At 44.8% G+C, this 25014-nt stretch carries 19 protein-coding genes and 3 pseudogenes; 11 read left to right on the top strand and 11 right to left on the bottom strand.

Annotated features, from left to right (window positions below; genetic code table 11):
* Positions 1–140 precede the first annotated feature (140 nt).
* A complete protein-coding gene (gene yedA, locus ACO7SM_RS08885) occupies positions 141–1061 on the top strand; it encodes a drug/metabolite exporter YedA (RefSeq protein WP_490470518.1) in 921 nt (306 codons plus the stop codon).
* On the opposite strand, the gene ACO7SM_RS08880 is transcribed toward yedA, so the two are convergent.
* Both ACO7SM_RS08880 and ACO7SM_RS08875 read right to left on the bottom strand, forming a co-directional pair.
* Positions 1053–1520, bottom strand: a complete 468-nt coding sequence (locus ACO7SM_RS08880; protein ID WP_490470517.1) for a very short patch repair endonuclease — start codon at positions 1518–1520, stop codon at positions 1053–1055. The genes yedA and ACO7SM_RS08880 overlap by 9 nt on opposite strands.
* A pseudogene (locus tag ACO7SM_RS08875) lies at positions 1501–1818 on the bottom strand (DNA cytosine methyltransferase); the annotation flags it as partial. The pseudogene ACO7SM_RS08875 and the gene ACO7SM_RS08880, both read right to left, overlap by 20 nt.
* A 72-nt stretch (positions 1819–1890) precedes the next feature.
* Between ACO7SM_RS08875 and ACO7SM_RS08870 the strand changes: the two are divergent.
* Genes ACO7SM_RS08870 through ACO7SM_RS08855 form a run of 4 tightly spaced genes read left to right on the top strand, consistent with a single transcriptional unit; the run spans position 1891 to position 7466 of the window.
* Positions 1891–3315 (top strand): hypothetical protein, encoded by a 1425-nt coding sequence (locus ACO7SM_RS08870; protein ID WP_490470516.1) that lies wholly within the window; start codon positions 1891–1893, stop codon positions 3313–3315.
* On the top strand, positions 3312–5183 hold the full coding sequence (locus tag ACO7SM_RS08865; protein WP_490470515.1) for a hypothetical protein: 1872 nt from the start codon (positions 3312–3314) through the stop codon (positions 5181–5183). The genes ACO7SM_RS08870 and ACO7SM_RS08865 overlap by 4 nt, the downstream gene beginning before the upstream one ends.
* A complete protein-coding gene (locus ACO7SM_RS08860) occupies positions 5173–7143 on the top strand; it encodes a site-specific integrase (protein WP_490470514.1) in 1971 nt (656 codons plus the stop codon). The genes ACO7SM_RS08865 and ACO7SM_RS08860 overlap by 11 nt, the downstream gene beginning before the upstream one ends.
* Positions 7140–7466, top strand: a complete 327-nt coding sequence (locus tag ACO7SM_RS08855) for a hypothetical protein (RefSeq protein WP_490470513.1) — start codon at positions 7140–7142, stop codon at positions 7464–7466. The genes ACO7SM_RS08860 and ACO7SM_RS08855 overlap by 4 nt, the downstream gene beginning before the upstream one ends.
* A 174-nt stretch (positions 7467–7640) precedes the next feature.
* Here ACO7SM_RS08855 and ACO7SM_RS08850 read toward each other — a convergent pair whose 3' ends face one another.
* Positions 7641–9053, bottom strand: coding sequence for a DEAD/DEAH box helicase (locus ACO7SM_RS08850; RefSeq protein ID WP_490470512.1), 1413 nt, complete (start codon positions 9051–9053; stop codon positions 7641–7643).
* A complete protein-coding gene (locus ACO7SM_RS08845; protein ID WP_490470511.1) occupies positions 9050–9613 on the bottom strand; it encodes a VspR family transcription factor in 564 nt (187 codons plus the stop codon). The genes ACO7SM_RS08850 and ACO7SM_RS08845 overlap by 4 nt, the downstream gene beginning before the upstream one ends.
* Before the next feature lie 98 nt (positions 9614–9711).
* Here ACO7SM_RS08845 and ACO7SM_RS08840 point away from each other — a divergent pair, with 98 nt between their 5' ends.
* Positions 9712–9918: a helix-turn-helix domain-containing protein gene (locus ACO7SM_RS08840; protein WP_490470510.1), complete on the top strand. Its 207-nt coding sequence runs from the start codon at positions 9712–9714 to the stop codon at positions 9916–9918.
* A gap of 113 nt (positions 9919–10031) precedes the next feature.
* Here ACO7SM_RS08840 and ACO7SM_RS08835 read toward each other — a convergent pair.
* The 3 genes and pseudogenes from ACO7SM_RS08835 to ACO7SM_RS08825 all read right to left on the bottom strand — a co-directional run.
* Positions 10032–10234 (bottom strand): annotated as a pseudogene (locus ACO7SM_RS08835) (IS3 family transposase); the annotation flags it as partial.
* A 522-nt stretch (positions 10235–10756) separates the two neighbouring features.
* Complete coding sequence (locus ACO7SM_RS08830; protein ID WP_490470509.1) at positions 10757–11245, bottom strand: hypothetical protein; 489 nt, start codon at positions 11243–11245, stop codon at positions 10757–10759.
* Positions 11229–12098 (bottom strand): winged helix-turn-helix domain-containing protein, encoded by an 870-nt coding sequence (locus tag ACO7SM_RS08825; RefSeq protein WP_490470508.1) that lies wholly within the window; start codon positions 12096–12098, stop codon positions 11229–11231. The genes ACO7SM_RS08830 and ACO7SM_RS08825 overlap by 17 nt, the downstream gene beginning before the upstream one ends.
* A gap of 161 nt (positions 12099–12259) precedes the next feature.
* Here ACO7SM_RS08825 and ACO7SM_RS08820 point away from each other — a divergent pair, with 161 nt between their 5' ends.
* From ACO7SM_RS08820 to ACO7SM_RS08800, 5 genes are all read left to right on the top strand, one after another.
* Positions 12260–12382 (top strand): hypothetical protein, encoded by a 123-nt coding sequence (locus tag ACO7SM_RS08820; protein WP_490470507.1) that lies wholly within the window; start codon positions 12260–12262, stop codon positions 12380–12382.
* On the top strand, positions 12379–13176 hold the full coding sequence (locus ACO7SM_RS08815; protein ID WP_490470506.1) for an EAL domain-containing protein: 798 nt from the start codon (positions 12379–12381) through the stop codon (positions 13174–13176). Before ACO7SM_RS08820 ends, ACO7SM_RS08815 begins: the two co-directional genes overlap by 4 nt.
* Positions 13177–13393: 217 nt before the next feature.
* On the top strand, positions 13394–14572 hold the full coding sequence (locus tag ACO7SM_RS08810) for an autotransporter strand-loop-strand O-heptosyltransferase (RefSeq protein ID WP_490470505.1): 1179 nt from the start codon (positions 13394–13396) through the stop codon (positions 14570–14572).
* A gap of 2 nt (positions 14573–14574) precedes the next feature.
* Positions 14575–19929, top strand: a complete 5355-nt coding sequence (locus ACO7SM_RS08805) for an AIDA repeat-containing protein (protein ID WP_490470504.1) — start codon at positions 14575–14577, stop codon at positions 19927–19929.
* 68 nt (positions 19930–19997) lie between these two features.
* Positions 19998–20543 carry a hypothetical protein gene (locus ACO7SM_RS08800; protein WP_490470503.1) on the top strand — a complete coding sequence of 182 codons (546 nt, stop codon included), beginning with the start codon at positions 19998–20000 and terminating at the stop codon, positions 20541–20543.
* Between the two features lie 370 nt (positions 20544–20913).
* Here ACO7SM_RS08800 and ACO7SM_RS08795 read toward each other — a convergent pair whose 3' ends face one another.
* The 4 genes and pseudogenes from ACO7SM_RS08795 to ACO7SM_RS08780 form a co-directional block, all read right to left on the bottom strand.
* Positions 20914–21198 (bottom strand): type II toxin-antitoxin system TacA family antitoxin, encoded by a 285-nt coding sequence (locus ACO7SM_RS08795; protein WP_490470502.1) that lies wholly within the window; start codon positions 21196–21198, stop codon positions 20914–20916.
* Between the two features lie 335 nt (positions 21199–21533).
* Positions 21534–22781: a type II restriction endonuclease gene (locus tag ACO7SM_RS08790; RefSeq protein ID WP_490470501.1), complete on the bottom strand. Its 1248-nt coding sequence runs from the start codon at positions 22779–22781 to the stop codon at positions 21534–21536.
* 88 nt (positions 22782–22869) lie between these two features.
* Complete coding sequence (locus ACO7SM_RS08785) at positions 22870–24309, bottom strand: DNA cytosine methyltransferase (protein WP_490470500.1); 1440 nt, start codon at positions 24307–24309, stop codon at positions 22870–22872.
* A 108-nt stretch (positions 24310–24417) separates the two neighbouring features.
* A pseudogene (locus ACO7SM_RS08780) lies at positions 24418–24967 on the bottom strand (transposase); the annotation flags it as partial.
* Positions 24968–25014: the final 47 nt, after the last annotated feature.

Genomic DNA, 25014 nt, shown 5'->3' with positions numbered 1-25014 from the left:
GTATGAAGTAAAACCGCTAAAGCTGAAACCGACCGAGTTAGCAACATTTTTCTAACAATACAGAGAAATTATAAATCTCGCCAGACACATAGTTTTGCAGTTTACTATGTTGCTCCTTTTTATTTCCACCGTGAGGATTTATGCGCTTCAGGCAGTTGTTACCACTTTTTAGCGCGCTTTTCGCGCTGTACATTATTTGGGGTTCCACGTACTTCGTGATTCGTATTGGGGTGGAAAGTTGGCCGCCATTGATGATGGCTGGCGTGCGTTTCCTGTCTGCGGGGATCCTCCTGACCGCATTTTTACTCCTGCGCGGGCACAAGCTCCCTCCCCTGCGCCCACTGCTTAACGCAGCGCTGATTGGCGTTCTGCTGCTGGCCGTCGGGAATGGGCTGGTCACCGTCGCGGAACATCAGAATGTGCCTTCCGGTATCGCCGCCGTCGTGGTCGCTACCGTTCCGCTCTTTACCCTCTGCTTTAGCTGCTTTTTTGGTATTCAAACGCGAAAATTAGAGTGGGCAGGGATCGCCATTGGTCTTGCAGGGATCATCATGCTTAACAGCGGTGGCAACTTAAGCGGAAATCCCTGGGGCGCGGTATTGATTCTGATTGGTTCAATGAGCTGGGCATTTGGTTCGGTATACGGTTCGCGTATTGCGTTACCTGTCGGGATGATGGCGGGCGCCATTGAGATGCTTGCCGCAGGCGTTGTGCTTATGTGCGCGTCTTTTATCGCGGGCGAGAAACTCACCGCCATACCGACGCTTTCCGGCTTTTTAGCCGTGGGCTATCTTGCTCTTTTTGGATCCATCATCGCTATCAACGCCTACATGTATTTGATCCGCAATGTCAGTCCCGCGCTGGCAACCAGTTATGCCTACGTTAACCCGGTTGTTGCGGTATTACTGGGAACAGGACTTGGCGGTGAAAGCCTCGCGTTTATCGAGTGGCTGGCGCTGGGAGTGATTGTTTTTGCGGTGGTACTGGTCACGCTGGGGAAATATCTGTTTCCGGCAAAACCGGTTATCGTCGTGGCTGAATCCGGTAAATCATTACAGTAAGTGAATACCCTGAGTGTCGATCTGCGCTGTGGCGCCGCCCCCGCAGATCCACTCTTCAATCCGCTCAGATAACGCCGCATCATCGAGTTTCTCCCGCCCGCGCAAGGCGCATTCCCACAGGATTAACACTCGCCAACCCAGCGCCTGAAGTTGCAGAAGATCCCGCCGGTCCCGTTCGACGTTTTTGCCAATTTTCTCCAGCCAGAATGCGGTGCGGGTGGCAGGCACTTTGAACAGGTAGCAATGGTGGTGATGCCAGAAACACCCGTGAGTGAAGATGACGCAGCGGTACGCGTCGACGACAAAATCCGGGCGTCCGGGAAGAGTGGCATCCTGCACGCGAAATGCCATTCCCTGTTCAATAAGCAGGCTGGCGAGGCGCCGTTCGATCGCCGTATCGCGGGTCGCTATCGCCCGCATATTTTTACTGCGCGTCGCCTTATCGTGTACGTCCGCCATGCTGACTCTCTTGCTGGCGCAACGCAACGGCCTGTTTAATTTTCGGCTCCAGCAATTTGGCCACCGCGGCAAATGCGGGAACCACAACAGAGTTGCCAAACTGGCGGTATGCCTGGGTGTCAGACACCGGAATACGGAACTGATAACCCTGCGGCGTCTCAAATCCCATTAACCGGGCGCACTCTCTGGGCGTTAATCGACGTGGACGGTACTGTTGGTTCTGCGGATCGTCAAAATCCCGCTCACCCAGGGCCATATCCCAGCCACGATCGATTAAGATTTCCGCGCCATCTTTGTTACTTGTAGATTCAAGCATAAGAACCATACTTTGTAGATTCATGAAAATGACAATCCATAACAAGGAGTATCTATGAATATCAATCGTAAGAAAACCCTAAGGCAAGTCATCATGACATCAGTCACAGAGGTGAACGATCCTGAAGGAGAGTATATTGAGCTTGATTCAAAGAACAGTTACTCAAGGAAAGAGATACCTCCAATAAGAGTGAATGGAAAAATAATTAAAAACTATAGATACAATTTCTTCCCTATTATTTTAAATAAAGATGGCTCACCATGGAGAGAAGGTGTTTTATATATAATTGGAAAAACAAATAATGACTATAATTATAATATTTTAACTTATCATAGCATTATGTCAGACTTGACTCACTTTAAAAACTTCATCGATGATAATAACATAGATATATTTAACTTTCCTAAAATGAAACTATTGCGTCCAACTTATAGATACAGAAACTATCTACTCCTTCTTGTTCAAAATGATGAACTGAGCTCGCATACAGCAAAAAGGAGAGTGTCAACAATGATTAAATTCTATCGTTATTTAACTGAAGAAAATAATTTTAAACCATCTAATCCACCGTGGGATGAACGTGATTTATATATCAAAACTAATGATTCAAGAGGTTCTGTTTTTCATCTTAAAAATCTCACAACAGACTTAAAAATAAAATCACCCATCAATGACAATCCATTTTCAAAATACTTAATAGATGAAGGCAGACTTAGACCTTTACCAAAATCAGAGCAATTAATTTTAATTGAAATTATACACAACCTTAAAAACACTGAAATGCTATTGATACATTTAATTGCTTTGCTTACTGGAGCAAGGATGCAAACAGTTTTAACTTTAAAAAAATCATGTTTTTCAGAACCATTAGATATCATTGAAAATAGTTTCTCTCTTGCAATTGGACGAGGCACAGGTATTGACACAAAGAATGATAAGAATTTAATTCTTATATTTCCAAGGTTGCTATATGATAAAATAAGGGTTTATAGTTTAAGTAAACGTTACTTAAACAGACTAAATAAAATAAAAAATACTAATTATAGTGACTATCTGTTCTTAAGTAATAGGGGGGTGCCATACTACCTTAGCAAGGACTCGTTAAAATACCCTAACACTCAGCCACATGAAAGAACAATGCACAATGGAGAGGCTGTAAGACAATTTATTTCCAAAAGAGTTATTCCTTTAATGAGATACAAACTATCCAATGATAATTATATTTTTCGGTATCATGACCTACGAGCTACATTTGGTATGAATTTATCAGAGTCTCAAATTAGACTTGTTGATGAAGGTAAGCAAAGTTTGCATGAGGCCAGAGAGTACGTTAAAGCAAGAATGGGGCATGTAACCACTGAAATGACTGATAGATATCTAAATTATAGAAATAATTTAGATGCAGTGATAACACATCAAAAGGATTATGAAGAATACATTAATACGATCCTGTGTTATATCAATAAGGAACACTTATGAAAAATATAAATACCGACACAATTATTATATCGCATCCGTTTATTGAAAATGTAGAGCAAATAGATTTAAGTGTCACAGCAATTAAATTCAACAGGAGGAATCACTATATAAACTCACTATTCTATCAAAAAATAGTGATAGATTGCAGGGTAATATATGTTGATGAGTTTAATTCTAATAGACGAGTGCTTATAAGAAAACTATATAATGAAGTATTGAATAAGTTGACTTTTGGAGCCCAGAGAGAATCAAAAATCTCGTATGATTTATCTCGGTTCTTCCAATTCATACGATGGTGTGATTCAAACAAAATACATAACTGCCTAGACGATGATATAAGTTGCATTGAGGCAATCAATAGATATACTGATTATTGTTGGGAGCAGGTAGCTTTAGGCAAAAACAAAGCGACTACAATAACAGCAAAGTTATTGACTTTAATTAATTTATTAAAAAATATAACAGATGAAAAATTTCACACACACCTCTCAAATGTGAAAGTGTCTAGACAAGATAGGGAATTAACACTGCCCCCTGATGACAAACATGCCAGTGAAAACATTCAAATATTGCATGCCATTATTAATGGTGCATATGATTTTATCATTCATAAAAATAAATATCCATATGCTTGGAAAATACCTGAATTCCTAAATATCCATAACAATGTAATTTGGATTTTCCCGATAAGAAGTTGGTGTCAAACAAATTTAAATGAAAATGGGACAACCAAACAAACAAAAGTAAACTCAGGGTTCAATTATAAATATGGTAGAGTTGTTACTAACAAAGAACTAAGAGAAATTGGGATTACTGATCGTGAAACTCAGATGCGAACAATCCGTCGAGCTGCATTGATTCTCAGAAAAACAAATGAGCATGATATCAATTCTCAACAGAAACATGATTTTTTACGCGATGCCATTGCATCTTTTTCATTTCTTTTGATTGCAAACACAGGTATGAATCCTACACAATTATTAAATCTAAAGTGGGAAGGTGAATATGGAATAGAAAAGGAAAGCATTGATTTTTATTCCATAAAATATAGAGCGTTTAATAAAAAGGTACACTTTAGGATAACCAGTAAATTTCTGCCTGTATTTAAAACCTACTTAAAACTAAGAGAATATTACTTACTTGGCAAAGCATCCGACTACTTAATACCAAGTTTCGGTGAAATGTATGAATCTCATAAAGACTTGACTGAAATATCTAATAATATAAAGTCTTTAATGAAAGACTTAGGCTATACAAATGGTTTGATTGTCGCACGTGAGTGGCGATGCTTGAAAGCTGAATGGTTGATTAACAACGCAGATCCTTCTGTTGCAGCAAAGCTTTTGCAAAATACAGAAACTTCGATATTAAATCATTACTCTTCGGGGACATTTACTAAACAAACAGAGGACCTTAGTAATTTTCTTACTAAACTGTCATGTATAGATATAGTAACGGATAGCCCCTATAGAACATCAACGTCTGTTGGCGGATGCAATGAACCCGATAAACCGATTAATATATCCTATGACACTGTATTTAAATCAGACTGTAAACAGCCAGAAGGTTGCTTATTCTGTGGGAATTTTTTAATACATTCAGATGAAAATGACTTACGAAAAATACTTAGCTGTAAGTATTGTATAGAGAGCACTCAGGGTTTATCTCGCTCTTATGATGATTGGCATAAAATTTATGACCCCGTAATAACGAGAATTGATGAAATAGTTAATAGTATTTCTGAGATAAACCTCCATTTAGTAGATAAAATAAAAAATGAAGTGTACAACGAAGGTAATCTTGATTCCTACTGGTCTGGTAAATTAGAAATGCTAATTAACATCGGAGCTATTAAAAATGAAAACTAATAAATTAGTTACTGCTAACATTTTTCTTACCGAAAAAATGACTCAACCCGATCCTATTTATCCTTCAAGAAAATCATCTCCGTTACCATCTCATGTTATAAGTAGAAATACTAATGGAGATACCATTTCTATATACTCAGATGATGAATGGGATTTCAGTTGTTACGATAAAAAGAATCGACGTTGTCTGCTTTCATTCAAGCATTGGGCCAAAGGTGAGACTGGACCTCTTATAAGCAGTTTGATTTCTGACTTAAAAAAAACAGTATTTGCTTATATTTGGTATAGGGATGGTAAAAAATACCAAGTTAAGAATATATCCAACCTTGGGTCAACATTAAATATATTAGCCAGATACTGTATTGAATCAAACATATCTATTCCTGAATTATTAATATCTAAACAGCATCTTAATAATTGTTTGATAGCCTTAAAACCTGGCACTATGTATGATGTTAGGAGATTCTTATTAGCTTTTAACAATGTCGACAGTAAATACAAACCATTTGATATTTGTGATTTAAAAAAACTTGTTGAGATGAATGCAACTATAATTAGTTATAGAAACAACCTTAAACAATTTCCACCAATTCCTCCTAGGATTTACCTCGCATATATTAATAGCATGACCTCAAATATAGAGCTGTTAGAAGAAAACATTGATACCTTATTGGGATTTATATTGGAAATCAAATCTAAATATGCAGAGATTTGTAAACTAAAAAGTAACTCCAGATATATTAACACACTTCAAAAGTACAACTTTGATAACATCATAAACAGTCACAAATTAGAATTTGTTTTTAACTGCTTTGCTGCCAATAAAAATATCCAAGGCGTCATATATTTATTAAATAGCATACTATTCACATGTCGATTAGCGATCCAAATGTTCACAGGCATGAGAATAGATGAAGCAACAAACTTGCATCATAATTGCGCGCAAATATACCATAAAAATAATCAAATACATTACATTATAAATGGTAAAACAACTAAACTAATGGAACGAAATGCGCAGTGGGTTACCAATGAAGTTGGCTATAAAGCCGCTTGTATTGCCAGTAAAATAAGTCACTTAATTGTTAATCAACTAGAAGGTTACTCTAATGAAACTGGAAGCATTCCTCTTTTTGTCCGTACATCATATCTGGGTTTAATCAAAGCAGCACCTAAAATAGAAAACTCAGTAATTTTACCTGCAGAGTTAGCACCATTTGATGAAATAAAGAAAATTTCATGGCTTCGTATAATTATAGAAAAAGAGGATGTATTGGAACTAAAGAGAATAGATCCATTCAGAGCATGGGAGTCAGAATCTAAATTTGACATAGGAAATCATTGGCCAGTTCAGACGCACCAATTTAGACGTTCTCTTGCATTGTATGCTTCTAGATCTGGATTAGTAACATTAACCTCGCTACGTAGACAATTACAACACTTATCAACTCAAATGACCCTTTACTATTCTCGTGGAAGTGTATTTGCGCAGGATTTAATTTCAAATGATAAAACCCATTTTGCTGCAGAATACCAAGAAATACAAAGTTATACGCAGGCACTAGATTACGTAAATTTAATCATACTATCTGACAATAAATTATTTGGCACGCAAGGTAAAATCATTGAAAACAATATAAAAAATAATATTTTTTTCGATAAAAAAGAGACTATAAAATTATTTAAAATAGGCCAACTAGCATATACAGAGACATGTCTTGGTGGATGTACAACATTAGAGGCATGTACGCAACGGGCAACTCGTTCTTTGGTTAGTTGCTTATCTTGTGAAAATGCTATAATTAAGAAGGATAAACTTGAGTTAGTAATTAAGGCACAAAATAAATTATTAGAAACAATAGACAAAAACACGTTGACTTATAGGACAGAGAAACAAGATCTTCAATTGCTTGAAAAGTTTCTCAATTTTTACAATTCAAAATCTGGAGAAAACAAATGAACAATATTAATGATTATTATTCTGCTTTAGAACGTTTAATCAACAACGTACCTCTAATTGTTCCTTTAGGCACAAAAATAAGTTATGACGCTGTTTCTCTTGAAGCAGGAAAATCTAAAGGTAGCATAAAAAAATCAAGGCCAATCTTCTCTGAGTTAATCAAGAAAATAGATAGCCTTAAAGTATCTCGAAAAGATCATAATGAAGATAATATTAGAAAACTTCGCCTTGAAATTTTACAATTGAAACATCAGCTTGATTTATCTCTCGCAAGGGAGATCTGTTTAATTAGCGAAGTACATGAACTAAAAAAACTCAAGTGATATATATAATTCGATTCAAAAAATGTATACTCGTTTGCTAATGATTATTTATGAAAACCAAAGATAGACTAATTCAACCTCTTTTATATTAGGTTGCAATAATATTGTAAGCAAACCATAACATTGGTGTCAATATATGATAAATGTTTATAAACATCATACTGATATACTTCCCTAGAAGGGTGATTCAAATACAGTAACCATTTTTTCTTTGAAACGACCTAAAAACAATAGCACATCCGAGGAAGAAGGATCAGAGATGGTGAGAGATGAAACGTCTAAAGTTGTAAATTGTGAGCCACCTATATTAAAGGATTTCGCTCTAGCTGTTACCTCTTGAGTAGGTGCTTTATATATACCATTAGGATTTTTCAATCCTGTTTCTTTTGTTAATTTTCCCTCATGTGGATTCAAAGAGTCAAAAATAACATTTGAATCAGGAACATCCTCTTTCAAACGACTCGCAAACTCACAAAGTTGAGGCTCAGCGAAAGTATATAACCATGCTTCTTGATTAAACTCATTATTCACTCTCAAAATTCGCCCTAAAACTTGCCGAAAATATAGCTCTGTTTTAACTCTACTAATGTGGCAACAGACCTGTAACCTCGGAATATCAGTACCTTCGCTAACCATCCCTACACTGACAATCCATTGGATTGAATTGTATCGAAACTGCTCGATTCTTATGGCTGAAGTAGGATCTTTATACGTCACGAGAACTGTTGTTTGGCCAAACAACTTTTCCAGTATTTTCAATATAATCGAGGCATGTTGTACTGATGACGCAACTATCAAACCACCTGCTTCAGGATTTTCTTCACGTATAGTTTCTAGTCGAGATACTGCCAATGAAAGTATGTATTTCATAGCTGTACTATTGTTGATAACATCCTGATATTTAACACCTGAATTTTTTAATAATTCTTGTAAACTATTGAATATCTTTTTTGAGTTTTGATTATCAGCCAGACTTAATTGATCATTGTCGATAAGTATAATATTAGGCAAACGGCAGACGTTATCGCGTGTAGCTTCTTTCAGACCATAAGTGAAATCACAGTGAATTACCCCATCTGGCTCACTATAACGAGCCATAGCTATAGGTGTTTTATCTGAACGCCAAGGCGTTCCCGTTAATGCCAAAGTATATTTAGCATAGCTTTGAATATTAGAGATAATCTCTTCACCCCAACTGTTTGCATTATTGATTGAACTTCCTGCGCAATGGTGAATTTCGTCAAAAATAACTAGAACACGATTTTTCTTTAAAAGACTCCAGAAACTCTCATTGAAAAAAAGCATGTTCTGGTAGGTATACGAGCATCCAACAGCCCCAATGACACCATCAAATCGTGCGTTAAAACGCTTACTAAAAGTATCATGGATCGATTTTGATACAGAAATCGAGGGTGAAAAACAGAGAATGAAATCAATTTGTCCAGTGTCATATAATTGAAATGCTAATTCTGCTGCCATGTATGTTTTTCCTGCGCCAGGGGTGGCTAGACATAGAAAATGACGCTGACTCTGGTAACTATTCAGCGCTTCATTTACGCAATCTTGCTGCCATTGTCTTAATCTCATCGTGATACCGTGCTCCCACGACAATGAGATAGTACATTATTAATGGCCGTAATTTTGCCCAATAATTTTGAGCTGATTTCACGTGATTTCATATATAGCTCTTCCAACTCTGTATGCATAGTCGGTAACGTTGCAAAGAGAGCCTTATATTCTTCCGACTCACCAATACTTACAAGAAGTGAGACCTGATACTCCTTTAACTGGGACTCAAGTACTTGTACTGACCTGCTGCCCGGGTCGATTTGAGTATTTGCAGGCAGTGTTGTATCAGCCGAACAAGCAGTAGTACCAACTGTTGATAAACGTACTGGAACAAATTTTAGTGTTTTATGAAAGGTGGAGTTGCGGGGATTTGGAGTTACTTTTTTGCATAGCAGCCCTCTTTTAACCATAGCGACGAGCGTTCTATAGAGCGCCTTGCGGTCATCCACACAACTTTTAGCCTCATGGCTTTGTTGTAACATTCTGTCTCTTAGTGATTTAACTGTGAAGGCATCAAAGCTCTCGCAGGATAGTGCAATTTGGATATGAGCATAGTTTTTGTGCTTCAGTTGCGGCATTAGTCTCTCAACATTAGAAAACATATAAAAAAACGGATTATAATCCGTGGCTTTAAATGCCGCAACTTTGGATAGTTTTTGTCTTTAACGAGACAAAAATGAAAGACTTAGCTATCCTTTTCGGAAGGAGATTGCGGAAGAAGCGTAAAGAACTGGGCGTATCTCAGGAAAAACTAGCGTTGTTGACAGATATCGACAGGAGCTATGTCGGTAGAATAGAGCGCGGTGAAGTAAACATTACCCTTGAGAAGCTTTATCAGTTCGCCGAGGTTCTCAATTGTGATGCAAAGGATCTTTTGCCTTAACCTTAGTATCCGTAGATCAATCTGATAAAAAGTGAAAATGGATAAAATTCATCCACCCGTTTAATGAGACGATTAAACCAGCCTGATCCTACTCGTGTAATGCGGACACGGTTTTAAACGAGGTTCTGGTTTTCAAATTGTTCAGGGCTGAGGCTGCCTGAGGCGCTGTGACGAAGCCAGCAATTGTAGTCGCACTCGATATAATCAAACACCGTTACTTGCATACCTTCCCTACGGTCAATACGTTCTCCATGGATACATTGCACCTTCATCCAATGAAGATTCTTTCCAAACCGGCATTATCATAACAGGAACTGTGGATCGACAATAAAATTTGTAGCTTAGAGGGAATTTTTCAGTAAAAAAGTTTGTAAGTACATAATGTGGTGATGGGCCGAAAACCCCCGGTCTGATGAAGAAGATCCGGAACAAACAATTTCCGGATCACAGTAGAAGACAAACAGGATTTATGCCGGAAACGCATCAATTACAGTGAATTGTTGCGATTTATATATTATTGCATACAGAGCAAAAGAAATTGATGTTAAACAGTTAGAGAACAATAATGACCAGGTCTGAAGGAAAGAAATACACTGCTGGAACAGGAGCCAGCTTCATCCGCGCAGGGACGGTATCATCTTCGCCTGATGGAGAAAGTCGATCGGACCATATGGCAGCGCGTGATGATCCCCTCAGTAGCAGAAAACGGGCCGAACGGTGAACAGGAGCGGCAAGCTCGACATTGCCATCCGCACCTTCACCCTGCCCGGTAAGGTGAACCCGGGCGTCGCGTGACAGGCTCCCTTGCGAGGTACATGCCCGGCAGGAAGAGAGCCGTTCAGTTTTTTTGGTTCACACACAGTGCAAAGGGTGACTGCGGATTTCCCAGTAACCAGGCATTACCTAAAGGGCTTAATCGTAACTGGCGCCCGGTACCTTCAGGAACATAAAAGAAACTTCGGGTGAGAATATCATCATCAGCATTATCCCTGGATGTTTTTATATAGCCCATGTTTCTCACGATTATTTCCCCGGGAACCTTAATATCATAGTCAAAAGTGATGTTACGGGAGACAGTCTGCCTGCCAGTGGCAGTGTCAATACTGCCAGAGAGCACGACCAGCCCTTCAAAATCACTGTCCAGTCTGAACGTTAACTCCAGAGTGGAAATATAATCTGGTTTTGCATGGTCATAATGAAGAATGGTTGAACAGTTTATTTTCAGGCCGGGTTTCTGTGAACGCTTCAGCCACATCAATCCAGCGGTCGTGACTATCAGCCCTGAGATGATTAAGGCAATCCATTTCTTCTTAATTCCTGTGTTCATAACCACTCCAGTAATAATTCAGACAGGAAATGTATTCATTATCTTTCAGGGTACACCGGCTGATAAACGCCCTGCCTTCACGGCCGTAAAGATAAGCCTCGGAAACCTGGTAAAGGAAGGTCATGCCGTTCAGACAGGAAATATTTTCCTCTTTTACCAGTTCGGTAAAAAGCTGTTTTTTACGTTCTGAAAGCGCCGGGGAATTATTCTGCGTGGTGTAAACCGGGCACTGGCCATAGCTGAAGAGAAAATACGTCGGCATATCTTTCTTCTGTGTCTGCTCGTCTTTATGAAGCAGTGTGCCGGCAGGGAGCAAATAAATTCCCGTCGCGATGGCACACAGGGCGATTGTCGCTGTAATAAATAAACGACCGGAGAAAAAGGACGCGTCCGTTTTTTCAGCCGTGTCGTTAACAGCATGAGCAGTACTGCTGTCGGGGGCTGAATCAGGAACAATCTCCGCCTCCTCCTCTTCAATAACCTGCACGTCCACATCACCGTTAAACATAAAGCCTATTCTGGGGATAGTGGTTATACACTCCGTTTTAACACCAAAAGCCCTGAACTGTTTTCTCAGCTCGGACAGGTATTTATTCAGCGTGTGATTTGAAGAATGCAGGCCATGTAAATCCCAGACGTTATGGAGCAGGTCATCCCGCGGCACAACCTGAGCGCGCTGTTCAATCAGGTACGAAAGCAGTCTGTTCATTATCACCGTCAGGACGATGAGTGAGCCCTCATCATCCTGTAACCACATCGCGCCGTCCTCAGTGCGATACTTAATCCGCATATCGATCAAATAAACCATTTCCGATTCTCCGCGCCTCATGGTGGAAGGGGCCAGAAGACGCAACCTTCCTGTGATAACGTACCCTGCCGACTCGTTTCCAATGATACCACAACCTCCCTTCCAGACGCTTTTCGCAGAGCTATAGCTTGTAATTTTCCTTTTTAACAGTTTTATTGTCGGTAATTAGACATATTGGCGATACATATTGTCACCAGGAAACGGGCATGGCTACCATACCTCCAGAAAATGAGGTCACTGGAATGCACGGGCATGATGGCTTCACCGGGCAAATTGCCGGGGCAGAACGGCTGCCGTTGCCGGAAGAGAATAAGGAGCGAATGAAATGAAACTCATCACGATACTGATGAAATTTGAACGTATGTTCAGTTCCTGGCATACGGCAGTCAGGAACAGGATTGTATCAGCGGAGTTAAGTGAAGCGGAATTCATACCGTATATACAGCCAGTCTATAACTCCCGGGAGCTGATTGGCGGAGAAGTCCTGCTGAGGGTAAAACAGAAAGGGATCCTGTATACCCCGGAAAGTTATATTTCAATGATGGAGTCCGGCGAGGTTATTAACGATGTAACCTGCGATCTTATGAAGAGCGTGAAGCATCACTTCACGCCTTATATGGAACTGTTGCCGGAAGGTTTTCATTTATCATTCAATATATGTGGCAGGCAACTGAACTCACCCCGGGTGATTGAGGCCCTTGAAGATTTTAATGCCCATTTTAACGGGAAGATTGCCGTCATTCTTGAAATTGTCGAGCGCGGAACCATGGTGCTGGATGACTTTGCACTGGATGCCATGCAGCAACTTACGGGATCGGGGGTGCAGTTTGCTGTTGATGATTTCGGCTGCGGGAGCTCAAGCCTTAAATACCTGGAGCATTCCGGCTTTTCAACAATCAAGATAGATAAATGTCTTACCGTTGCCAGCAATGGTTCGTTAATTTATTCCGCGATCATTGACTCCATTGTCTCTCTCTCAAAGAGCCTGCAAATCCAGGTCGTTGCCGAGGGCGTGGAGAATAAAGAGCAGCTGGCCCTTCTGAAAGATAAAGGCGTACAACTCTTTCAGGGATATTTATTTTCAAAGCCTTTAAGTATGCGGGAGTTCTGTTCATACATTTAACGGCTCTTCTCCTTTTATTTTTTAGGCGTGCGTTATCGCGAATGAGTTAAATGCCATTAGCAAGCCACGGCACGTGCTGTAAATAGCAGGCGCTCAGGCGCATCGTCACATCCTGAGAAATTGTTCAGCCTGCCGCAAAAAGACATTGCTTTAAATACAGCGATGCCTTTAACCGAATTATTACAGATTTAAAATTATCACAGAGGATAAATACGATATGTCAGCCAGCTTTTCTAACCCACCTGAGTTTCCGACCTGCACCGGTCCGGAAGGCATTCTGTTTGACTTTAATTACGGTGCCCGCGTTTATCTTCCGGAAGGAAAATGGCACGTCATTTTAATGGATGATGACAGCGGCAATATTCTGTTCAGCTGTGATTCAGAAGGCGGGTGGGTCACCAGTAATAAAAAATATTATGTTCGTTTCCGTATTCAGGTCTTCCATCAGGGTGAAGCAAGTCCGCTCCTGGATGAAACGCTGAACATGAAGGACAAGCCGGTCGTCGTCTTTTTCCCCACCGGCACGCTGGGCGACATGCTGGGCTGGTTCCATTACGCCGAGCGATTCCGCCAGCTGCACCGGTGCCAGCTTGAATGCGTCATGGGGCAGGAAATCATTGACCTGCTGAGCGCGCAGTATCCGGAGATCACGTTCTCCACCAAGGACCGTCTGCAGACGGTGAATCCCTACGCGTCCTGGTATATCGGCCTTTTCTTCAAAGGCGACACCAGTCATCAGCCGGTTGATTTCAGGAAGGTCGGCTTTCACCGCAATGCCGGCTACATCCTCGGGGTCGATCCGCGGGAGTGTCCGCCGCGCCTGAGGCTGGATGCACAGCGACAGATTGCGGAGCCCTACGTTTGCATCGGCGTGCAGTCCACCACTCAGTCGAAATACTGGAACAACGGACATGGCTGGGCAGAGGTGGTTGCCCATCTGAAGTCACTGGGATACCGGGTGCTGTGCATTGACCGCGAGGCGCATTACGGCCAGGGCTTCGTCTGGAACCACATTCCCCAGGGCGCCGAGGACTTCACGGGCAATATTCCGCTTCAGGAGCGGGTGGACCTGCTGAAGCACGCGAGCTTCTTCATCGGTCTGGGCAGCGGGCTGTCCTGGCTTGCCTGGGCTTCCGGTATCCCGGTGGTGTTAATCAGCGGATTCAGTCTCCCCAACAGTGAATTTTACACCCCCTGGCGGGTGTTCAGCAGCCACGGCTGTAACGGCTGCTGGGATGACACATCGGTGGATTTTGACCACACGGACTTTTTGTGGTGCCCGCATCACAAAAACACCCCCCGACAGTATGAGTGCACGAGCCTGATAACCGGTAAGCAGGTGACCGGCATGGTGGACCGTCTGCACTCGGAATTAACTGACAAGAAAGGGACGTAAATATGAACAAGATATATACCACCGTCTGGTGCGAGTCGCGCCAACAGTGGGTGGTCACTTCTGAACTGGCCAGAGGCCCGGGCCGCCCGAAGCTGGCACCGAAGAAAAGCGCCCTGGCACTGCTGCTGGGTACCATGCTGCTGCCCTCAGGGCCGGTTAAGGCCGTGGACTATGTGGGCGTGACGGTAACGGGTACACAGAGTCTTAATTCAGGCGATACTGCTACCTCCACGACCATCAATAATGGTTATCAGTTCATTAATAGTGGTGGCAAGGCCACCATCACTACCATCAACAGCGGTGGGAGTCAGTTCATTGACAGTGGAGGCACTGCCACTTCTACTACCATCAACAGTCAGGGCAAGCAGAGCGTCGACAATGGCGGCTCGGCTACCTACACTCACATAAACAATGGTGGTTCTCAGAGCATCAGTGAAGGAACGGCCACCACCACTTTTATAAGCGGTGGTGCTCAGCACGTTTACAGTGGCGGCTCGGCTACCTCCACTTTTATAAGCGGTGGTGCTCAGAACGTTTACAGTGGCGGCTCGGCTACCTCCACTTACATAAGCAATGGTGGTGCTCAGAACGTCTCGAATGGCGGCTCGGTCACCTCCACCACCATTCGCATCAGCGGTGCTCAGAACGTTTACAGTGGCGGCTCGGCCACTACCACTATCATTAGCAACGGCGGTGCTCAGAACGTCTCCAATGGCGGCTCGGCTACCTCTACTACCATCTACAACGGTGGTATTCAGAACGTCTCCAATGGCGGCTCGGCTACCAACACTTTTATAAGCGGTGGTGCTCAGAACGTCTCGAATGGCGGCTCGGTCACTTCCACCATCATTCGCATCAGCGGTGCTCAGAACGTTTACAGTGGCGGCTCGGCTACCTCTACTACCATCTACAACGGTGGTTATCAGGGCGTTTTCAGTGGCGGAACGGCCACCTCTACCACCATCAACAGTGGTGGTGAACAGCACGTTTCCAGTGGTGGCTCTGCCACCTCTACTGCCATCTACAACGGTGGTTATCAGGGCGTTTTCAGTGGCGGAACGGCCACCTCTACCACCATCAACAGTGGTGGTGAACAGCACGTTTCCAGTGGTGGCTCTGCCACCTCTACGACCATCAACAGTGGTTATCAGTATGTTTTCAGTGGTGGCTCGGTCACCTCTACTACCATCAACAGCGGTGGTAATCAGCATGTTTCCAGCGGTGGCACGGCCACTGACACAACGCTTAACGGTGGGTCTACAGGCACTTTTTCAAACGCCCTACAAATAATCTACGATGGAGGTAATGCCACTAACACCATCATCAACAATCGTGGCTCTCAGTACATATCCAGTGGCGGCTCGGCCACCTCCACTACCATCAACAGTGGTGGTTATCAGCACGTTTCCAGCGGCGGCTCGGCCACCTCTACTACCATCAACAGTCGTGGTTATCAGTACGTCTCCAGTGGCGGTTCGGCCACCTCCACTACCATCAACGGAGGTTATCAGAGCATCCATTTTGGCGGCACAGCTACAGGTACCACTATCAACAACAGTGGTAGTCAGGGCGTTAATGGCTTAGCTACCACCACTACCATCAACAGTGGTGGTTATCAGTACGTCTACGATGGTGGCTCAGCCACCTCTACTACCATCAACAGTCGTGGTTATCAGAACGTCTCCAGTGGCGGCTCGGCCACCTCCACTACCATCAACAGCGGTGGTTATCAGAACGTCTCCAGTGGCGGCTCGGCCACCTCCACTACCATCAACAGCAGCGGAACTCAGTACGTTTATAGTGGCGGCTCTGCCACCTCCACTACCATCAACAGTGGTGGTAATCAGCATGTTTCCAGCGGTGGTGAGGTAATCACTACTACCATCGACGGTGGTTACCAGAGTGTCACTGGCACAGCCACTTCTACTACCATCAACAATGGTGGTAGTCAGCGCATCTACAGTGGTGGAACAGCTACCAGCACCACTATCAACGATGGCACTCAGAACGTTAATGGTACAGCCACTGTTACAACAATCTATAGTGCCGGGATCCAAAACGTCTCAAGTGGCGGCATGGTCACTTCTACAACCATCAATAATGCTGGAATCCAGAACGTCTCTAGTGTCGGCATAGCCACTTCTACCACCATTAACAACGCTGGAGTCCAGAACGTCTCTAGTGGCGGCATGGCCATCCTTACTACCATAAACGATGGTGGGGAGCAGTACGTCGCCTGGAATGGCATGACTACCTCTACCACTATAAATAGTGGTGGCACTCAGAGCGTCAACGGTATTGACACCTTTGCTACTATAAATGATGGCGGAACTCAGAGAGTTAGCGGCGGAACTACTTCTGCTACTACCATTAAGAGTGGTGGTGAACAGCATATAGAATGGGGGGGGGCAGCCACATCAACGAGGATAAGCAGTGGAGGAATTCAGCACATCTCCCGTGGCGGCACGGCTTCAGGTGCATTTCTTTACGGGGGCGGAGTCCAGCACGTTTCTGGGGGAACTGCCATTAACACCGGCATCTATTGGAGTGGAACTCAGCACATCTCCAGTGGCGGTACTGCCTCCGGTACCTTACTAGACCATTCAGGAGCAGCACAATACGTTTACGCTGGCGGCTCGGCTACCAGTACCAATGTCAGTAATGGAACCCAGTACATTTACAGTGGCGCCTCCGCCATTAGTGCGACCATTAGTGCTGGAGCACAGCATATCTCCAGTGGCGGTACAGCCACTGGAACCACCATCGATAACAACATCGCCGCTGGCAGTTCTGGAACCCAGCACATCTACGCTGGCGGCGTTGCCATAAGTACGGCTCTCAAACGCGGATTTCAGCACATTTACGATGGCGGCACTGCCACAGGTACTACTATTGTTGGTGGTATCTTCGCTGGAATCCAGTATGTCTACACTGGCGGCATGGCCACTGACACCACAATTAATTCTAGCGGCCGCCAATACGTCTCAGGTGGAAGGGTCACAGCCACAACCATCAACATTGGGGGTACTCAGTACGTCTCCAGTGGTGGTTCAGCCACCTCGACGACCATCAACAGCAATGGTACTCAGTACGTCTCCAGTGGTGGTTCAGCCACTGACACTACCATCAATGGTGACGGCACTTTCTTTAATGCTGGCACTCAGACTGTCTACAGTGGCGGGACGGCCACCTCTACCACCATCAATGGTGGCGAACAGCGTGTCTCCAGCGGTGGTACAGCCACTGACACTACCATCAATAGTGGTTATCAGTACGTCTCCAGCGGTGGTACAGCCACTGACACTACCATCAATGGTGGTTATCAGATCGTCTACAGTGGCGGGACGGCCACCTCTACCACCCTAAATGATGGCAGTCAGCGTGTCTCCAGTGGCAGCATGACCACCAATACCACCATCAATGGCGGACAGTCCTGGCTGATGACCGGGGCACTGGCCAGCGGCGAGACTCAGATTAACGCCGGTGGCGAACTGCTGATGTACGCAGGCTCCCTCGCAACGGACGTACATATCACGGGCGGCACCCTCTCTGTCTCCGACCTCACTGATGCCTCAGCCAGTTTGACTCCGGCTCAGGTTGATAAGCTCACCATGAACGGCGGTAACGTCAATTTCCTGCGCAACAGCGACGGTGAATTCGCGAAACTGACGATTATGGAGCTGAACGGCACCGGGAACTTCCTCTTAAACACTTCTCTTGCCGACCGTAAAGGCAACTTCGTCACCATCGAGCAGGGCACCGGTCAGTTTGGTATTGCCGTGGCTGACTCCGGTAAAGAGATATCAGACCACACGGACCTGACGCTGAACCTCATCCATGAGAAGGGCGGTGACATTGATTTTGAAATGGTCACGGCGTCCGGGCGAAGCACCCGGGTTGTGGACGGCGGGACGTACATGTACACCCTGTACAGCCAGCAGAATAAGGACGGCCTCACCGGCGGTAACGTCTGGTACCTCGGCGCAACCGACGATGGCGGTGAAAACCCGGGCGGTGGTGAGAACCCTGGCGGAGGCGAGAACCCTGGCGGCGGTGAGAACCCTGGCGGCGGTGAGAACCCTGGCGGCGGTGAGAACCCTGGCGGCGGTGAGAACCCTGGCGGCGGTGAGAACCCTGGCGGCGGTGAGAATCCTGGCGGTGGTGAAAATCCTGGCGGCGGTGAGAACCCTGGCGGCGGTGAAAACCCTGGCGGCGGTGAGAACCCTGGCGGCGGCGAGAATCCGGGCGGCGGTGAGAATCCGGGCGGCGGTGAGAACCCTGGCGGCGGTGAGAATCCGGGCGGCGGTGAGAATCCGGGCGGCGGTGAGAATCCGGGCGGCGGTGAGAATCCGGGCGGTGGTGAGAACCCGGGCGGCGGTGAGAACCCTGGCGGCGGTGACAACGGCAACGCGGGCGGTAACGGCAGTGGTGGCAAGAAGCCGATGACTACCCCGGCAACCGATGCTGTTCTGGCCATGTCCAATGCCGGTCTGAACGTTATCCACGGCGAGCTGGATGGCCTGCGCACGTATCGTGCAAGCCTGGATAAAACCGGACCGGAAAGCAACGTCTGGGGACACTACCTCGGCAGCAAAACAGATACCGATACCAGCAATGGTACGGCCTACACCCTGAACCAGAATGGCATGGAAATCGGTGCTGACATCCGGACTGACTTTGACCGCGGCAGCCTCGTCACGGGGGCGTTCATGTCTTACAGCGACAACACGGTAAAACATGCTCGCGGCGGTAAAAGCAAAATCGACAGCTACGGCCTCGGCCTGTATGCCACCTGGTTCGACGCCAGCGGCTTCTACGCTGACGGCGTGGTGAAGGGCAACCGCCTGAACAACAAACTCAGCGCCGTCATGACCAACGGGGGTAAAACCAGCGGTGACTGGACACAGTATGCGCTCAGTACCGCAGTGGAAGGTGGCTACCAGTTCAGTATCCGCGACGACCTGAGCCTCACCCCTTATGCCCGGATGGCGTTCGTGCAGATGACCCGCGAGGACGTGAAGCTCAGCAACGGCATGAAAGGAAACACCGGCACGCCGCGCTCCGTCACGGGTGAAGCGGGCGCGAAGCTTGCCGGTAAGTTCGGCCTGGGCGCGACGGAGTTCAGGCCTTACCTGTCCGCGGCGGTGGTGCAGGAGTTCGCTGACTCGAATGAAGTCACCATCAACGGGCGTAACCGCTTCGACAACAACGTCAAAGGCACGTCAGGTAAGTACGGCCTGGGCGCGTCGGTGGACGTGGGCAAAGACGTGACCCTGTACGGTGAGGCGAACTACCGTCAGGGAAGCCATATCGAAACACCGATCCAGGGTGTGGCCGGTATCCGGATCGGATTCTAAAACTGATGTTACCTGTAGGGGCCTTAAGGCCCCTTTTCTCTGATGACTGAAACCACGTGGTTATGTTTATGTCACACATGATTTTGACGAAAGATATTTTTTTACGTAACGCATTGTCTGTGATGCTTCAGCAGGCACCTGCTACCAGAAAACTGTGCCTTATTGATATTGAGTCATTTAGCAGTCTGGGGTCGATTTACAGGCTACTTAAAAGAAAGAACTTTAGTGATGGCCATCGTCTGATTTTTATCGGGGGAAAAGATGTTAGCTCAAGAGTACTTGAACCGTTGGTGACGATATACAGAAAATCCTGCTTTGTGGAATTTCGATGGCAACTGGTCAACGGGCGCACACATGCAATTGACTACGCGTTAAACCATATCGCTAATTGCAGGAATCTGAGTATGCTTACTGAGAAAGAAAAGAAGACGCTTTTTGCTTTACTGGGAACTGATGATATAGAGGCTGCGTCACGCAAAATTTTTCTGGCGCCAAAAACCATCTATACCTACACCCGTAACATCGGGCAAAAACTGAACTTGAAGTCGATACTACATGTCAGGCAATTTGTCTTTTCTGAGTTCGAACAGGATATTGAAAACGTCTCACGCTGACTAATATATTGATTTGTCTAAGTATGCGAAATTGTTCATAACCACCCAAGATGATTTTCAGGGAGGAGATCAGGCATCGGTCTTTCGCCAGCGCGTCACAGATGCTGGAATCGCCTCCCAGCGGAACGAACCCGTCTGGATAGTGAGGGATTCAGGCTGGCTGACAGGACAGACCCACGCCGGGTCCCCGTGTTCCGTAGAGCTGTCTGTAATGATGGATTCATCTATTTCGAACCTTAAGTAGTCAGGACGAACCCTGTATAACATCAGGGTCAATCTGGCTGGGTTCTCAAAAAGTGCGTGGAACTAAAACGGGTCTATTTACAAAGGCATTTGTACAGAATTTGTGCATAGGATCGAGGTCACCTGATTATTTCCATTCAGGGTTAACATCCATTAGTCGTTTGCGCCCCTCCATGTTCTGCACTGGAGCCTCAAGATGCTCCAAAAACATCAGGTATCGCTCATCATCCAGAACAAACACTCGTCGATCTATAATAATGTTAGATGCCTCAAAGACAGCCTGTTTTATGATAAAATCATTACGAGTCTTGTTTAGCAAGAGTGCAGCATAATCGATCACCGCCAGTTCTTCACTGGTGACCCGTAATTTGATTTGCTTGTCGCGAGTGGATTTGCGAGAGGCATTGAGCATAGACTCCTCCAGTTGATATCATTAAGAAAAACGCAAGGGCAGCGAACTACTCTACAAATTATCCAATACGCTTTGTAGTGGTCAACAAAAACTAGCCACCGCTTTTAAGTTTTTTCAGATTCGTTAGTCGGTCATTCACCTTTAGAGAGTAGTGCATTTGGGTATATATGGTAAATTCCAAAACTGAATTTTCCAGTTAAATCTAAGGTATATCATCCAATAAATGCAGAAAGCTTGCCATACATAGCAAATTATTGCATAGCACCTGCCTGCCTCTTAATTACCTCACTAAATCGAATCTAGAAGCAAGTGCATAGGTGAAATTACGCATTTGCTCACGCTAGGTTAGTATCTTTGACGACATCAATAAATTCAGATAGCGGCATTAAGAAACCCTGACTGTCAGGTGAATAAAGGGAGAGTATTGGGGATGGAATTACCAACTGTAACTGGTGGTATCTCATTTCCTCTAGTTGGTTAGTACTGATTACTGATTGTAAGGTGATCAAATGCTTTTTAGGGATACGACCAGCCTCTGCTAAAACCTGTCGCCAGCGGTCTTTGCATGTAGTTTTAGCTGCGAGAAGGAACAGTTTATCATGTGAATACCCTTGTTCATGATAGGCAGAAAATGACGGAAATAAAAAATCGGGTTTTGAATTATTTTCCGTAACATTACGGCGACTACCTTTTTCAAACAATAGGCCGTGTTCCATAAACACAGCTTCGAGATGATTCTCAAAAGCGAAACCGACGCGACTCTTGCGGCGGTTGTGAACACTCAGAGAATATTGAATAAAGGCGTCAACATCATTCTTCTCCGCTCCAAATCCAGCCTGAAGCTGCTGCCTGACGATATGTCTTTCCATTACACGAAATAGCATTTCCTCTTCACCCAGCCAGGCCATGAGAGTTTCATCAGGAGAGCCAATAGAATGACGACCAACTCGCTCACGGGCCAATTCTGAAAAAATTTTAGAAGTAGGGAAACCATCAGGATATCGAGTAAGCAGCCATTCCAAAGTAGCATCTCGGGGGTCTAGTTCCGGCTCAAAAATAATTCCAATTTCTTCTAGAAAAATTCTAATTGGCAACAACAACGTTTTATTTGATAGCTCGGCGCCATGGAAATGATGATCAGTAATATTACCTAGGGCAAGCCCGAACAACGACCGCAATTGCCATTCGACTTGACTATTTTTGGGAGCAAAACACATTACTAGCTCATTGTCATGTCGAAGAGCAGTTAGAAGAAAATCGCCTTCCCCCATCCGCTCCGTGACCTCATTACTAGGATAGTAAAGACGATACTCGGGACCACGGTGCGATTTACCAGCTCTTGCATTATACCAAGTTACTGTTGTTCTTAATGTCAGGTTATTGTCATCATCGTCAGATAACCAAACCATTAAACATGAGATTTGTCGCTTTTCTCCGTACGAAACATCACCAATTGCTTGTCCAAAGCCAACTTTAACCAATCCTCCAATCTCATGCTGATTAGACCTAGAAGGTACAGCATCAACAGCACTCAGAGATTTTCCTGCCGCAAAGTTAAAATGTTCGCTAAGTCTGGTATCCATTGTGTCGACCTATCATATATTGATTACTTTCAATTTAACGATAATCAATTCACAAAAAAAGCGCCGTTGGGCGCTTTTTTGTTTGAAATCAACTCACGTTGCTTAGTTTCTTCGATTTTCGTATTTCAACAGCGCGGGCAATTCTTGAATCAAGTAAACGGGCCACTGCGGCAAAAACTGGTACTATGACGGAGTTTCCAAACTGTCGGTACGCTTGAGTGTCTGATACAGGAATCCGAAAAGATACTTTTCCAGGCTGTTCGAACCCCATAAGTCGAGCACATTCTCTCGGGGTCAACCTACGCGGGCGTCGAGACATATTTTCTGGATCATTAAATTCCTTTTCACCAATACTCATATCCCAACCACGATCAATCAGAATTTCAGATCCGTCCTTGTGATACCTGGCACTGAGCGTTCTGCAACTGGCTGATTTATCTAAAGAATTAACAAGACCAAATCCAAACCCATTCCCTTTCTCTTTATGCTTTTTGGCATACTTATAAAGATAATCCCAAAGTTTGGGCGTCAAAATGTACTTCTCATTAACATCAGTATCGAGCAAATCTTTAACTGTCGGCCGCCGCTGCGGGAACTCTTTGACTATGTCTCTAAGAGTGAATCCTTCAGCAAGATTTAAATCGCGCCTGAATCCCACCAGTACAATACGTTCACGATGTTGAGGAAGAAAATTTTTGCCATCAATAATCTTAGGATCATCAGCCCCCATAGAATCAGCATCTGCGACGTCATAACCTAGTTCGTTTAGGGTATCCATGATGACACGGAAGGTTTTACCTTTATCATGACTCTTCAGATTCTTCACATTCTCTAAGACAAAAACAGCAGGCTGCTTTGCCATAATAATGCGAGCAACATCAAAAAAGAGTGTTCCTTGCGTATCGCATTCGAACCCGTGTTTACGTCCTAATGAATTCTTTTTACTGACACCTGCAAGGCTGAAGGGTTGGCAAGGAAAACCAGCCAAAAGGACATCATGATCAGGAATACTATTATCGATGTGGGTGTAAGCTTGTTCTTCAGTAATATCATCCTGATTACTCAGTGTGACATCCCGAATATCAGAGTTGAAAATATGATCATTTTCATCACAATACCAATTAGCTTTATAAGTTCTGACGGCATAGTCATTCCACTCGCTGGTGAATACGCATTTTCCGCCAATGGCCTCAAAACCACTACGAATCCCGCCAATACCGGCAAATAGGTCAATAAAGCGGAAACGACTCTGAGCATAGTGAGGTGGAGGTGAAGGTAATAAACTCCTTAGCATTTTGATTTCGACATCAACTAATTTTTTGCTAGTCAACTTACCATTTACCCAGCGATTAATTGTTTCGCGCGTCCAGTCACTTCCACTCACCGCACGTAATACTTCTGCTACAACCTTCTGGTCATAGATCTCCAGAACCTTATTCAAAAGACACAATTCTTCATCTTGTTTACGCTTATCTGCGTCTCGTGATTGTTCAATAAGTTCATCAATGACCGGTTGTAACTCTTGCATACTAACTCCATCTGGGTTGAATGTGTGACGAGTAATCACGAATAAAACCCTAACATAACTAGCTGTTTATGTATACAGTATATTTTTGAAGGGTTGTAGTTGCTGCTAGCGCTGCGGTGCAGATTTATTGCGATGCGGCCGTTTGAGGCGCAGTGATAGTCCCTGTTCGCGGTAGTAGATGGTAAATGCGTTTATGGTTATCTCTCCAGCCCTCCCGCCTGAACTGGATGTGACCCCGCCGGTAGCCGTAATGCTCGCGCTTTTCAGTGATTTCCCGTATCCGCAGGCGCAGGGCACTGTCATCGGCCGCTACAGAGCGGTAGCGGAACGAACTGCGCCTGACCCGCAGTACGAAGCAGACCTGCGGGTCCCTGACCCATTCTCGCAAACGCGCCAGCGACAGTTCTTTTTTGCCAGCACCGTCCTGCAGCATCTCCTTGTCGAGACTCAGATCGGCCACCAGTTTCCTCAGTTGCAAATTCACCTCTTCCAACTGCCGCATATGCTTCGGTTCTGAAGGGAAAATACCGCCGTATTCTTGCACCATGTATAGAACGCGGCATCGGGTATTTCCAGCTTACGACAGACCTGGCGTACCCAGTTCAGCCTGCTTCAGGGCAAAGATAATCTGTTCTTCGGTGAATCGTGACTTTTTCATCAGTACATCCTCCGTTCAGGGGGGATCATCATGCCGGAATTCTGTTT

This window comes from Citrobacter sp. LJND-P06, from assembly GCF_058188415.1.
The sequence above is the reverse complement of the archived record's forward strand: the minus strand, read 5'-3'. Positions and strand labels throughout refer to the sequence as shown.